At 65.4% G+C, this 11,943-nt stretch carries 9 protein-coding genes; 5 read left to right on the top strand and 4 right to left on the bottom strand.

The window, feature by feature from the left end; genetic code table 11:
* Window positions 1-93: 93 nt before the first annotated feature.
* The 4 genes from ABE459_RS11730 to ABE459_RS11715 all read right to left on the bottom strand — a co-directional run bounded on the left by ABE459_RS11730 (window position 94) and on the right by ABE459_RS11715 (window position 4,809).
* Window positions 94-498, bottom strand: coding sequence for an META domain-containing protein (locus ABE459_RS11730; RefSeq protein ID WP_110993018.1), 405 nt, complete (start codon window positions 496-498; stop codon window positions 94-96).
* Entirely contained in the window at window positions 495-932 is a 438-nt protein-coding gene (locus ABE459_RS11725) for a hypothetical protein (RefSeq protein ID WP_125462973.1), read from the bottom strand. Before ABE459_RS11725 ends, ABE459_RS11730 begins: the two co-directional genes overlap by 4 nt.
* Window positions 933-963: 31 nt before the next feature.
* Entirely contained in the window at window positions 964-1,953 is a 990-nt protein-coding gene (locus tag ABE459_RS11720) for a 2-hydroxyacid dehydrogenase (protein ID WP_323831587.1), read from the bottom strand.
* A 99-nt stretch (window positions 1,954-2,052) separates the two neighbouring features.
* Window positions 2,053-4,809 (bottom strand): response regulator, encoded by a 2,757-nt coding sequence (locus tag ABE459_RS11715; RefSeq protein ID WP_125462975.1) that lies wholly within the window; start codon window positions 4,807-4,809, stop codon window positions 2,053-2,055.
* A gap of 231 nt (window positions 4,810-5,040) precedes the next feature.
* On the opposite strand from ABE459_RS11715, the gene ABE459_RS11710 reads away from it, so the two are divergent.
* From ABE459_RS11710 to relA, 5 genes are all read left to right on the top strand, one after another.
* On the top strand, window positions 5,041-5,757 hold the full coding sequence (locus ABE459_RS11710) for a response regulator transcription factor (RefSeq protein ID WP_125462976.1): 717 nt from the start codon (window positions 5,041-5,043) through the stop codon (window positions 5,755-5,757).
* A gap of 2 nt (window positions 5,758-5,759) precedes the next feature.
* A complete protein-coding gene (locus tag ABE459_RS11705; protein ID WP_258705870.1) occupies window positions 5,760-7,169 on the top strand; it encodes a sensor histidine kinase in 1,410 nt (469 codons plus the stop codon).
* Between the two features lie 94 nt (window positions 7,170-7,263).
* The gene (gene cysM, locus ABE459_RS11700) at window positions 7,264-8,163 is read left to right on the top strand and encodes a cysteine synthase CysM (RefSeq protein ID WP_110993024.1); all 900 of its coding nucleotides are present in this window, start codon (window positions 7,264-7,266) and stop codon (window positions 8,161-8,163) included.
* Window positions 8,163-9,521, top strand: coding sequence for a 23S rRNA (uracil(1939)-C(5))-methyltransferase RlmD (gene rlmD / locus ABE459_RS11695; RefSeq protein WP_323831585.1), 1,359 nt, complete (start codon window positions 8,163-8,165; stop codon window positions 9,519-9,521). Before cysM ends, rlmD begins: the two co-directional genes overlap by 1 nt.
* A 98-nt stretch (window positions 9,522-9,619) precedes the next feature.
* The gene (gene relA, locus ABE459_RS11690; protein ID WP_125462979.1) at window positions 9,620-11,860 is read left to right on the top strand and encodes a GTP diphosphokinase; all 2,241 of its coding nucleotides are present in this window, start codon (window positions 9,620-9,622) and stop codon (window positions 11,858-11,860) included.
* Window positions 11,861-11,943 lie beyond the last annotated feature (83 nt).

Below are 11,943 nucleotides of genomic sequence, written 5' to 3'. Positions count from 1 at the left end.
GGCCCTTCGGGGTAAACCCCGCTCCCACAGATAGGCGCGACCCCTGTGGGAGCGGTTTTACCCGCGAAGGGCTGCAAAGCAGCCCCGGGAGTTTCAGCCTTCTTCAGGCCAGAACCGCAACGGCTTGCCTTCAGCCGGCCAGAAGCGGATCTGCTCGATCGGCGACACATCCCAGCGCTGTACCGTTTCCAGCGCCTGCAGGAAGCGTTTTTCCTGGTCCATCAAGGCGGGCGCACACAGCTTGCGGGTCTTGCCGACCTTGCCGAAGCTCAGTTGCTCGCCGTTCAGCGTGTACGGTGCGAACCAGTGGTTGCAGCCGGCATTGCCGTAGGCGCGGCCATCGTTGGCCAGGGTCAGCGTAAGGTGGCTGTAGTCGATCAGCGGTCGCTCACCGATCCATTCCAGCACATAGCTCTGCTCCTGCTGCAGGGGCGAAGGCTGCGCTGCACAACCCATCAGGCCGCCGGCGATCAGCGCGGCGCTCAACAGCTGTTTCACTCAGCGCGCTCCTGACACTGTGGGCACAGGTGCTTGTCGCCCTGGCTGGCCCAGCCCAGCTCTGCCACGCGGGCGCTGGCGGCCGGTGCGTGGCCTTTTTTGCCTAGCTTGGCTTCAGCGGCGAACTCGAAATCCAGCACGGCGTCGCAGCTGTCGCACTTGACCTGCCATTCGTGGATTTCCAGCTCGTTGAACACCGGGCCCCTGGCCACGGCGACCCACTGGCCGCTTGGGTTGATCAGGTGGCGGACGGTGTCCACGGTCAGGCGCATGGACAGGGTCTTGCTGCCCTTGAGGCTGACCAGCAGCACGTCGTTTTTCTGGATCGAGCCGCCGTTGCCGGTGACCTGGTAACGGCCCGGCACCAGTGCGCGGCATTCGATCAGGGTGTGTTGCGGGTTGAAAAGGGTGTAGCGGAAATCGTGTTCGACCATGGGTCCTCCAGAATTGCCGCGTATCCTAGCATCAACCTTCGACGATGTTCTGCGGATTGCCTGCCGCCCAGCGGGTGATGTTGTCCAGGGTGGTCGCGGCGATGGCATCCAGCGCCTCGCGGGTCAGGAACGCCTGGTGCGCGGTGACGATCACGTTGGGGAAGGTCAGCAGCCGCGCCAGCACATCGTCCTGCAGGGGCTGGTCGGAGCGGTCCTCGAAGAACAGTTGCGCCTCTTCTTCATACACATCCAGCCCCAGGTAGCCGAGCTGGCCGCTTTTGAGCGCATCGATCAGCGCCGGGGTGTCGACCAAGGCGCCGCGGCCGGTGTTGATCAGCATGGCGCCGGGTTGCAGCTGGGCCAGGCTGTGGGCGTTGATCAGGTGCCGGGTGTGTTCGGTCAGTGGGCAGTGCAGGCTGATGATGCGGGCTTCGCGCAGCAGCTCGGGCAGCGTCAGGTAGCGTGCCCCCAGGGCCAGCAGTTCGGGGTTGGGGTAGGGGTCGTAGGCCAGCAGCTGGCAGCCGAAACCGGCCATGATGCGGGCGAACGCCACGCCGATCTGCCCGGTACCGACCACGCCGACGGTCTTGCCGTGCAGGTCGAAGCCGGTCAGGCCATGCAGGGTGAAGTCACCTTCGCGGGTGCGGTTGTAGGCGCGGTGCAGGCGCCGGTTGAGGGCCAGGATCAGGGCCACGGCATGCTCGGCGACGGCGTGCGGCGAGTAGGCGGGCACCCGCACCACCGCCAGCCCCAGGCGCTGCGCCGCGGCCAGGTCGACATGGTTGTAGCCGGCCGAGCGCAGGGCGATCAGGCGCGTGCCGCCAGCCGCCAGGCGCTCCAGCACCAGGGCGTCGAGTTCGTCGTTGATGAACGCGCAGATCACCTCGTAACCGCAGGCCAGGGCCGCCGTGTCGAGGGTCAGGCGCGCGGGCTGGTAGTGCAGCTCCAGGGCCGTGTCTGCGACGGCACGCTCGAAGCTTTCCTGATCGTAGTGCTGGCTGCTGAACAAGAGGGCGCGCATGGCGGTATTCCTTTTATGGCTACGCCGCCAGTCTAGCCAGACGGGCAGGGCGTCTATTGATCTGTATGGGCTGTGGCGGCCTCATCGCGGGATACTCGATCACACGCTGCATTGTGCCTGTTCCGCGAGGCGGACAATTGCCCGGTCCAGCTCATCCAGCGCCTGCTGGGCCTGTGGGTTGTCCTGCTTGAGCAAGGTTTCGCTACGCTGGCAGGCCGCACGCAACTGTGGCACGCCGCAATAGCGCGAGGCGCCGTTGAGCCGATGCACGCGCTCGATCAGGGTGGCGTGGTCGCCTGCTTCACGGGCCGCAAGGATGGCCTCCCGTTCAGACGCCAGCGAGGCCAGCAGCATGGCCAGCATGTCCGCCGCCAGGTCCGGTTTGCCGGCGGCCAGGCGCAGCCCTTCCTCGGGGTCGAGCACTTTCAGTTCGCTGCTGTCGGGCATGCGTTCGGGGCTGCGTTCGGGTTGTGGGGCACCCAGGCTCAGGCCGGTCCATTTCATCACCACCTGGGCCAGCTGGCGCTCACTGATCGGCTTGGTCAGGTAATCGTCCATGCCGCTGTGCAGCAAGGCGCGCTTTTCATTGGCCATGGCGTGCGCGGTCAGGGCGACGATCGGCAGCGCCGGACCGCTGTGGCTGCTTTCCCAGCGGCGGATCTGCTCGGTGCAGGCTCGCCCGTCCATGCCCGGCATCTGGACATCCATCAGGACCAGATCAAAGGGTTCATCCTGCACGGCCTGGGCCGCCGCGAAGCCGCTGTCCACCGCCAGCACTTCGGCGCCCATGCCTTCAAGCAGGGTCTGCACCAGCAGCAGGTTGGCCGGGTTGTCGTCGACGCACAGCACCTTGGGCATGCGCTCGCCTGTGACATGGCGCTGTTCGCCGAGTGGGCGGCGCGGTTGCACCAGTTCCAGCAGCAGGCGGCGCAGCTTGCGTGTGCAGGTCGGTTTGGCCAGCAACTGGCCATGGGCGTTGGGCAGGTAGGGTTGGTAGAGCGGCTGCTCGGTGGTCGGGCAGAGCACCACGCACTGGCAGCCCTGGCGTTCGAGTTGTTGGTGATAGTGGCCGAGCTGTTCGGGCGAGAGGCTGCCCAGGTTGGTGCCGAGCACGGCGAAATCGAATGGCTGCCCGGCTTGCGCGGCCGCGTGCACGGCCTGCAACAGTTGGTCGTAGGAGGTGAACAGGCAGACCGACAGCCCGCAGTCCTCCAACTGATGCTCCAGGGCCTGGCGCGCCAGGTCATGGCCGTCGACGATGGCCACCCGGCGGCCCAGCAGCGCCTGCAGCGGTTGCTCCTCGATATCGTCGTGGGCCCTGGGCAGATTGAGGCTGATCCAGAACTGCGAGCCTTCGCCCGGGGTGCTGTCGACGCCGATCTCACCGCCCATCTGCTCGATCAGGCGCTTGGAAATCACCAGCCCCAGGCCGGTGCCGCCGGGCTGGCGCGACAGCGAGTTATCGGCCTGGCTGAAGGCCTGGAACAAGGTGCGTACGTCCTGCGGCGAAAGGCCGATGCCGGTGTCCTGCACGCTGATGCGCAGTTGCACGCTGTCTTCCTGCTCGTCTTCGAGCATGGCGCGTACCACGATCGTACCTTCGCGGGTGAACTTGATCGCGTTGCTCACCAGGTTGGTAAGGATCTGCTTGAGCCGCAGCGGGTCGCCCACCAGCGACAAGGGCGTGTCGCGGTACACCAGACTGAGCAGCTCCAGCTGCTTGGCGTGGGCCGCCGGGGCGAGGATGGTCAGGGTGTCCTGGATCAGGTCGCGCAGGTTGAACGGGATGCTGTCGAGCACCAGCTTGCCGGCCTCGATCTTGGAGAAGTCGAGGATCTCGTTGATGATCCCCAGCAGGTTGTCGGCGGACTTTTCGATGGTGCCCAGGTAATCGAGCTGGCGTGGGGTCAGCTCGCTTTTCTGCAACAGATGGGTGAAACCCAGGATGCCATTGAGCGGGGTGCGGATCTCATGGCTCATGTTGGCGAGGAACTCGGACTTGATCCGGCTGGCTTCCAGAGCTTCCTTGCGCGCCATGTCCAGCTCGATGTTCTGGATCTCGATGGTTTCCAGGTTCTGGCGCACGTCCTCGGTGGCCTGGTCGATGCTGTGCTGCAGCTCTTCGTGAGCGCTGTGCAGGGTTTCGGCCATGCGGTTGATACCCGCGGCCAACTCGTCCAGTTCATGGCTGCCCATGGCCGGCAGGCGTGCGTCGAGGTGGCCGTCCTTGAGCTGGTTGACCGCATGCTTGATGCGGTTGATCGGGCCGTTGATGGTGCGGCCCATGCGCACGGCGAGCAGAGCGGTCAGGCTCAGGCAGGCGAAGATCAGCAGCAGGCTGGTGAACAGGTTGCGGTAGCCGCGCAGCAGGGTGCCGTCATGGGACAGCTCGATCTCCACCCAGCCGAGCAGCCGCTCGGCCTCGTTGGGCACGGCATCGGTGGCCAGGTCGCGGTGATGGCCGAACACCGGCATCAGGTAGCGGGTGGCGTCATTGCCGGTGCGCTGCAACAGTTGTGTGCCGGTGCCGCCGCTGGGGGGCTGGTTGAGCATGCTCGGGCCGGCGTGTGCCAGGCGCGTGCGGTCGGCGGCAAGAAACGCCACGGCGCGCACGTCGGACTGCTCCAGCGCCTGGGCGGCGATGCGCTCCAACTGCTCCGGGGCCGGGCGGGCCATGGCCGGGGCGGCCAGCGGGGCCAGTTGCTCGGCGATCATCTTGCCGCGTTGCAACAGTTGCGTGCGCAGTTCGTTCTGCTGCAGCCAGGTGAAGTAGCTGCCCAGCACCAGGGCCATCAGGCTGGCTGGCAGCAACGCCAGCAGCAGCACGCGGCTGCGGATTCCCAAACGATCGAGCACACCTGTCTCCTGTCATGTGCCAACGCGCAAGCGCGCTCCAGCGGGAACGTTACTCCGGGCTTGGTGGCAATGCACTCATTTGTATTGGTTTTTGTCTGCCGGGGCATGCCGCTCTGCGCTTCGCGAGCGCCTGTACGGTCCGCATCGAGGTTCGCGCCGGTCGAGCAGCGGTTGCCTTGGCAAGACGGTATAGCCAATAATCGCGCAACTGAGAATTGATGGCAGTTGCCAATGAATCCCGTAGCTATTCACGAGTCCAGTATCCTGGCCATCGAGGACGACCCTGTCCTGGGTGCCTACTTGCATGAAGAGTTGCAGCGCGGCGGCTTCCAGGTGACCTGGTGCCGCAACGGCCTGGAAGGGCTGGAGGCCGCCGGGCGCCAGGTGTTCGACCTGGTGTTGATGGATATCCTGCTGCCGGGCCTCAACGGCCTGGACGCCCTGGCACGCCTGCGTCGGCACAGTGCCACGCCGGTCATCCTGATGTCGGCGCTGGGGGCCGAGGCGGACCGGATCACTGGCTTTGAGCGCGGCGCCGACGACTACCTGCCCAAACCCTTCAGCTTTGCTGAACTGCGCGTGCGGATCGAGGCGATCCTGCGCCGGGTGGCTTTCGAGCGTCGCGCCAAGGTGCCGCACGAGGCTGGCGTCGGCCAGCTGCACTTCGACGAGCCACTGTGTGATGTCAGCCTTGAGGGTGCCTGGGCGGGCCTGACCCCCAGCGAATTCCGCCTGCTCGACATCCTCCACCGCAGCCAGGACGAAGTGCTGAGCAAGCCCTTCCTTTATCAGCAAGTGCTGCAACGCGGCTACGCCCGCCATGACCGCAGCCTGGACATGCACGTCAGCCAGATCCGCCGCAAACTCAAGGCCATCGGCTACCACGAGCGGCAGGTCCGCACGGTGTGGGGCAAGGGCTACCTGTTTGGCGCGGGCGAGGCGGACTGAGCGTGCTCGATCGTCATTCGCTGTTCTGGAAGCTGGCCATCCTGCTGGTGGGGTTCTGCCTATTGATGATCGGCCTGAGTTACACCTGGGGCCGGCACATGGAAACCCAGAACGCTTTCCTCTCCGAGCCGGCCCGCCAGGTATTGCGCGGCTATGCCGCTGAAGCCGAACAAGCCTGGGAAGAAGGTGGGCGGGAGGGGGTGGATCGTTGGCTGGAGGGGATGCATTCGCGCGAAAAGGGTTGGGTCGGCGTACTCGACGGTGACCTCCGGCCGCTGGGTAGCTTCAGCCTGGGCAGCGCCGAAGTTCAGCGCTTGACCCGTTTGCGCGGGGTCGACTGGCCCATGAGCCGACGAAGCATCGGCCAGCCCTGGCTGCGTATACCGTTTCTTGAAGACCCGGACCAGGGCTCGCTGGTGATCGAGTTGCCCGAGCGCTTCAACCCGGGCCAGTACCGCCTTTTCTGGCGGGTGATCACCAACGGAATCATTCCTGGGTTATTCACCCTGCTGTTGTGCGTTGGCCTGTACCGCATGCTGATCGTGCCGCTCAATCAATTGCGCGAGCAGGCCCGCGCCTGGCGTGCCGACCAGCTCACCACGCGGCTCGACTCGCGCACCATCCAGCGCCGTGACGAACTGGGCGAACTGGCCCGGGCCTTCGACCAGATGGCCGAGCGCCTGCAGGGTACCGTGGTGTTGCAGCAGCAGCTGTTGCGCGACCTCTCCCATGAAATGCGCACCCCGTTGAGCCGTTTGCGCGTGGCCTGTGATGGCGAAACCGACCTGCAGCGCCTGCGCGAGCGCGTGCACCGCGAGGTGGACGGCATGCAGCAACTGGTCGAGGACACCCTGCAACTGGCCTGGCAGGATGCCGAGCGTGCACCGATGAACCTGGAGCCGATCCAGTTGCCGGTGTTGTGGGACATGCTCAGCGAAAATGCCTGCTATGAAAGTGGCTGGGCGCCGCAGCGGCTGGTCTGTAACGTGCCGCTCGACTGCTGGGTGCAGGGCAATCTCAATCACCTGGCCCAGGCGCTGGAGAACATCCTGCGCAATGCCATTCGTCATTCGCCGATCGACGGCCATGTACGCCTGAGTGGAAAACGCGAAGGCGGTTACTGGCGCATCGACCTCGAAGACGAGGGCGGGGGCGTGGCCGAGGAGGACCTGGAGCGGATCTTCGCGCCGTTCTCGCGGCTCGACGGTTCGCGGCCGGGGGATGGTGGTTTCGGCTTGGGGCTGAGCATTGCCCGCAGTGCCATTCGGCGTCAGGGCGGCAGGGTGTGGGCGGAGAACGGCGAGCGTGGGCTGAGGGTTTGCATGCGCCTGGCGGCGGGTGATTGCGATTCATCGCGGGGCAAGCCTGCTGCCACGAAGTGCGATGCCTCGGGCTCGCTACCAGGCTTATAGCTGGCAGCTATAGCGTCCGACAATTGCGTGATATGGCCGCGCGGGGTTTGCCGGTATGATAGGCGCCCCTGCCGTCCGGATTGCGATAACGCCCATGACCCTGCAGTACCCAACCATCGCCGATTGCGTCGGCAACACGCCTCTGGTTCGCCTGCAGCGCATCGCCGGGGCTACCAGCAACACGCTTTTGCTCAAGCTCGAAGGCAACAACCCGGCAGGTTCGGTCAAGGACCGCCCGGCGTTGTCGATGATCACCCGTGCCGAGCTGCGCAATCAGATCAAGCCCGGCGACACCCTGATCGAAGCGACCTCCGGCAACACCGGGATCGCCTTGGCCATGGCGGCGGCGATCAAGGGTTACAAGATGATCCTGATCATGCCGGACAACTCCACCGCCGAACGCAAGGCGGCCATGACCGCCTATGGCGCCGAGTTGATCCTGGTGACCAAGGAAGAGGGCATGGAGGGCGCGCGCGACCTGGCTGAAAAGCTGCAGGCAGAAGGCCGTGGCCTGGTGCTCGACCAGTTCGCCAACGGCGACAACCCGATTGCCCACTACAACAGCACCGGGCCGGAGATCTGGCAACAGACCCAGGGCACCATCACCCATTTCGTCAGCTCCATGGGCACCACCGGTACCATCATGGGCTGCTCGCAGTACCTGAAGGAACAGAACCCGGCGGTGCAGATCATCGGCCTGCAACCGATGGAAGGTTCGGCCATCCCCGGCATCCGCCGCTGGCCCCAGGAATACCTGCCGAAGATCTTCGACGCCACCCGGGTCGACCGCGTGGTCGACATGTCGCAGCAGGAAGCCGAAGAGACCACCCGCCGCCTTGCCCGCGAAGAGGGCATCTTCTGTGGCGTGTCTTCCGGCGGTGCGGTGGCGGCCATGCTGCGCCTGTCCCGTGAAGTCGAGAACGCGGTGATGGTTGCCATCATCTGCGACCGCGGCGACCGCTACCTTTCCACCGGCCTGTTCGATACCAACTGATGTCCAGAAAGAAAAGCAACAGCGGCCTGCGCTTCCAGCCGGCCGGCGGTGACCGTAGCACCCAGGTGCCCGTGGGCAAGAAGCAGCGCCTGCAGATCGAGCGCCTGGCCGGTGATGGCCGCGGCATCGCCTTCGTCGAGGGGCGCACCTGGTTCGTCAGCGGTGCGCTGGGCGGCGAAGAGGTTGAAGCGCGGGTGCTCGCGGCCCGCGGCAAGGTAGTCGAGGCGCGCCTTGAGCGTGTGTTCCAGGCCAGCCCCGAGCGTCGCCAGGCGCCGTGCAAACATTACCAGCGCTGCGGTGGCTGCAGCCTGCAGCACCTGCCCCATGACGGCCAGCTGGCGCTCAAGCAGCGTACCCTCGCCGAGCAGTTGCAGCGTGTCGCCGGCATCCAGCCGGACGAGTGGGCCGCGCCCCTGAGCGGGCCTGAGTTCGGCTATCGACGCCGGGCGCGGGTGGCCGTACGCTGGGACGCCAAGGCCCGTCAACTGGACGTGGGCTTTCGTGCCGAGGCCAGCCAGGACATCGTCGCCATCGACGAGTGCCCGGTACTGGTACAACCCTTGCAGTCGATTTTCCGCCACTTGCCGACCGTACTGCGCAGCTTGAGCAAGCCGCAGGCACTGGGGCATGTGGAGCTGTTCAGCGGCAGTGCCGAAGCGGTACTGGTGCGCCATGTGGCGGCCCTTCCTGCTGAAGACCTGGCGCGCCTCGAGGCATTCTGCCGCGAGGCCGGCGCCCAGTTGTGGCTGCAGGGCGAAGGCGACCCGGCACCGGTGGATGACGCAAGTGAGCTGGGGTTTGCCCTGGATCCTTGGGCGTTGCAACTGGCCTGGCGACCGGGCGACTTCGTGCAGGTCAATGCCCAGGTCAACACCCTGATGATCCAGCAGGCCCTGGCCTGGCTGGCGCCGCAGGCGGATGAGCGGGTGCTGGACCTGTTCTGTGGCCTGGGCAACTTCGCCTTGCCGTTGGCCCGGCAGGCGCGGGAAGTGGTGGCAGTCGAAGGCGTGCAGGCCATGGTCGAGCGCGCCGAGGCCAATGCCCGCGGCAACAATGTGCATAACGCACGATTTTTTCAGGCCGATTTATCGCAGCCTTTGGCGGGCGCCGGATGGGTCGCCGAGGGCTTTTCTGCGGTACTCTTGGATCCACCGCGCGACGGGGCTTACGAGGTGGTGCAAGGCATCGCTCGGCTCGGCGCGAAACGGCTGGTCTACGTATCGTGCAACCCGGCCACGCTGGCGCGAGACGCGCAGGTGCTGGTCGGGCAGGGGTACCGGTTAAAAAGGGCCGGGATTCTCGACATGTTTCCTCAGACGGCGCATGTCGAGGCCATGGCGTTATTCGAAGTGGGCTAGCGAGCCTGGTCTTCTGGTGCGGCCCTCAAGGAACGAGGGCGGCACAGGTGATAACCAGCGCACCCGCGTGGTGCGCTGTATGGAAAGGTAAAGCAAAGATGGTACAGGTGAGAGTGCACCAGCCGGTCAACAACGACGGCAGTATCAATCTCGAAGCATGGCTCGATCATGTGGTGAGCGTCGATTCGCAGCTCGATCGCGCGGCGCTCAAAGAGGCCTGTGAGTTCGCCCAGGAAATCGAGAAAAAGGGCAACCCGGCCAAGCATTCCTGGGCCGATGGCACCTCCAGTTTCCAGGCGGGCCTGGAGATCGCCGAAATCCTCGCCGACCTCAAGCTCGACCAGGATTCGCTGATGGCTGCGGTCATCTATCGCTCGGTGCGCGAAGGCAAGGTGACGGTGGCCGAAGTTGGCCAGCGTTTCGGCCCGGTGGTGTCCAAGCTGATCGACGGCGTGCTGCGCATGGCGGCCATCAGTGCCAGCCTCAGCCCGCGCCAGTCGCTGGTGCTGGGCTCGCAGGCGCAGGTCGAGAACCTGCGCAAGATGCTGGTGGCCATGGTCGACGATGTGCGGGTGGCGCTGATCAAGCTCGCCGAACGCACCTGCGCCATTCGTGCGGTGAAGTCCGCCGACGATGAAAAGCGCCTGCGGGTGGCCCGCGAGGTGTTCGATATCTATGCACCGCTGGCCCACCGGCTGGGCATCGGCCATATCAAGTGGGAACTGGAAGACCTTTCGTTCCGCTACCTCGAGCCTGAGCAGTACAAGCAGATCGCCAAGCTCCTGCACGAGCGCCGGCTGGACCGCGAGCGCTTCATCAGCGACGTGATGAACCAACTGCAGAACGAGCTGCTGGCCACCGGCGTCAACGCCGACATCAGTGGCCGGGCGAAACACATCTATTCGATCTGGCGCAAGATGCAGCGCAAGGGCCTGGAGTTCAGCCAGATCTACGACGTGCGTGCGGTACGCGTGCTGGTGCCGGAAGTGCGCGACTGCTACACCGCGCTGGGCATCGTGCACACCCTGTGGCGGCACATCCCCAAGGAGTTCGACGACTACATCGCCAACCCCAAGGAAAACGGCTACCGCTCGTTGCACACCGCGGTGATCGGTCCCGAGGGCAAGGTGCTGGAAGTGCAGATCCGCACCCACGCCATGCACGAAGAGGCCGAGCTTGGGGTGTGCGCCCACTGGCGCTACAAGGGCACTGACGTCAAGCCCAGCTCCAATCACTACGAAGAGAAGATTTCCTGGCTGCGCCAGGTGCTCGAATGGCATGAAGAACTGGGTGACATCGGCGGCCTGGCCGAACAACTGCGGGTCGATATCGAGCCGGACCGGGTCTACGTGTTCACCCCCGACGGCCATGCCATCGACCTGCCCAAGGGCGCCACGCCGCTGGACTTCGCCTACCGCGTGCACACCGAGATCGGCCACAACTGCCGGGGCGCCAAGATCAACGGGCGCATCGTGCCGCTCAACTACAGCCTGCAGACCGGCGAGCAGGTGGAGATCATCACCAGCAAGCACGGCAATCCGAGCCGTGACTGGCTGAACTCCAACCTCGGTTACGTGACCACCTCGCGGGCACGGGCGAAGATCGTCCACTGGTTCAAGCTGCAGGCGCGCGACCAGAACGTCGCTGCCGGCAAGACCCTGATCGAGCGCGAGCTTAGCCGCCTGGGGCTGCCGCAGGTGGACTTCGAGCGCCTCGCCGAGAAGGCCAACGTCAAGACCGCCGAAGACATGTTCGCCGCCCTCGGTGCCGGCGACCTGCGCCTGGCGCACATGGTCAACGCCGCCCAGCAGTTGCTCGAGCCCGAGCGCATCGAGCAGGTCGAACTGGTGCCGCGCCAGGCTCGGGGCATTCGCGCGGGCAAGCGCAACGACATCCAGATCCAGGGCGTCGGCAACCTGCTCACGCAGATGGCCGGCTGCTGCCAGCCGCTGCCGGGCGATGCCATCGTCGGTTACATCACCCAGGGCCGCGGCGTGAGCATTCACCGCCAGGACTGCGCCTCGGTGCTGCAACTGGCGGGCAAGGAGCCGGAGCGGATCATCCAGGTCAGCTGGGGGCCGATCCCGGTGCAGACCTACCCGGTCGACATCGTCATCCGTGCCTACGACCGCCCGGGGCTGCTGCGCGACGTGTCGCAGGTGCTGCTCAACGAGAAGATCAACGTGCTGGCGGTCAACACCCGCTCGAACAAGGAAGACAACACCGCCTTGATGTCGCTGACCATCGAGATCCCCGGCCTGGATGCCCTCGGGCGCCTGCTCGGCAGGATCTCGCAGTTGCCGAACATCATCGAGACGCGGCGTAACCGTACCCCTTGAGAACGAGGTGGCTTCTTCGCGGGTAAACCCGCTCCCACAGGTAGGTCGCAAACCTCTGTGGGAGCGGGTTTACCCGCGAAGCA

It is taken from the genome of Pseudomonas sp. TWI923, from assembly GCF_039673365.1.
Classification (GTDB): domain Bacteria; phylum Pseudomonadota; class Gammaproteobacteria; order Pseudomonadales; family Pseudomonadaceae; genus Aquipseudomonas; species Aquipseudomonas sichuanensis.
The sequence above is the reverse complement of the archived record's forward strand: the minus strand, read 5'-3'. Positions and strand labels throughout refer to the sequence as shown.

Coding starts and splice junctions, on each gene's coding strand:
- cysM (WP_110993024.1), top strand. CDS start 7,264: ATGACCCTGCAGTACCCAACCATCGCCGATTGCGTCGGCAACACGCCT.
- ABE459_RS11720 (WP_323831587.1), bottom strand. CDS start 1,953: ATGCGCGCCCTCTTGTTCAGCAGCCAGCACTACGATCAGGAAAGCTTC.
- ABE459_RS11710 (WP_125462976.1), top strand. CDS start 5,041: ATGAATCCCGTAGCTATTCACGAGTCCAGTATCCTGGCCATCGAGGAC.
- rlmD (WP_323831585.1), top strand. CDS start 8,163: ATGTCCAGAAAGAAAAGCAACAGCGGCCTGCGCTTCCAGCCGGCCGGC.
- ABE459_RS11725 (WP_125462973.1), bottom strand. CDS start 932: ATGGTCGAACACGATTTCCGCTACACCCTTTTCAACCCGCAACACACC.
- relA (WP_125462979.1), top strand. CDS start 9,620: ATGGTACAGGTGAGAGTGCACCAGCCGGTCAACAACGACGGCAGTATC.